This is a genomic window from Caldalkalibacillus thermarum (assembly GCF_014644735.1).
Classification (GTDB): domain Bacteria; phylum Bacillota; class Bacilli; order Caldalkalibacillales; family Caldalkalibacillaceae; genus Caldalkalibacillus; species Caldalkalibacillus thermarum.
On sequence record NZ_BMKZ01000109.1, the window covers coordinates 1 to 1210 of the forward strand.

The following is a 1210-nucleotide window of genomic DNA, read 5'->3' on the forward strand; positions in this document are numbered from 1 at the left end:
TGGCATTTCACCGCTACCCACACCTCATCCCCGCATTTTTCAACATGCGTGGGTTCGGGCCTCCAGCAGGCATTACCCTGCCTTCACCCTGGACATGGGTAGATCACACGGTTTCGGGTCTACGGCCCCGTACTAGGGTTCCCAAAAAAGCAGTACTTTTTTGGGAACCCTTTGCGCCCTGTTCAGACTCGCTTTCGCTGCGGCTCCGCCTCTTCGGCTTAACCTCGCACGAGACCGTAACTCGCCGGTTCATTCTACAAAAGGCACGCCGTCACACGGCCCTGACGGGCATCGTGCTCCGACTGGTTGTAGGCACACGGTTTCAGGTTCTCTTTCACTCCCCTCCCGGGGTGCTTTTCACCTTTCCCTCACGGTACTGGTTCACTATCGGTCGCTGGGGAGTATTTAGCCTTGGGAGATGGTCCTCCCGGATTCCGACGGGATTTCACGTGTCCCGCCGTACTCAGGATCCGTCCCGGAGGGACGAAGATTTCGGCTACGTGGCTGTCACACTCTATGGCCCGCCTTTCCAGACGTGTTCGCCTATCCTCGTCCTTTGTCACTCCGTATGGGACGTCCTACAACCCCGGTGGGCAAGCCCACCGGTTTGGGCTGTTCCCTTTTCGCTCGCCGCTACTCAGGGAATCGCGGTTGCTTTCTTCTCCTCAGGGTACTAAGATGTTTCAGTTCCCCTGGTGTGCCCTCCATCTCCTATGGATTCGGAAGATGGATCCTGTCCGATTAGGGACAGGGGGTTGCCCCATTCGGGAATCCCCGGATCAACGCCTGCTTACGGCTCCCCGAGGCGTTTCGCCGTTTGCCGCGCCCTTCATCGGCTCCCAGCGCCTAGGCATCCACCGTGCGCCCTTAGTAGCTTAACCCTTAAGGTCGCTCGTGGCTACCCGATGAATCTGCTGTTATCCAATTTTCAAGGTGCAAGTACTCAGTTATTCACACAATGAGGGTCATATATAAAATTGCCTGTCTATACACTTGTTGCCACACATGGCAACCAGGTTGAAACCATCTTTGCGAGGTGGCCTTTGCCCTTTTGGCAAGAGACACCGAGGAAAGATGGCTAAGAACCCTCAAAACTAAACAAAGCAGCAAGCGTGCGAGCAATTGATTAAGATGAAACGTTATAAAACGTTCAGTTTAGGGATCCCCCAAAACCGGGGTCTCATAAAACTCCCTAGAAAGGAGGTGATCC

General features: G+C 54.8%; 1 rRNA gene. It reads right to left on the reverse strand.

Annotated features, from left to right (window positions below):
* Positions 1 to 881, reverse strand: a 23S ribosomal RNA gene (locus IEW48_RS16690); the annotation flags it as partial.
* Positions 882 to 1210 lie beyond the last annotated feature (329 nt).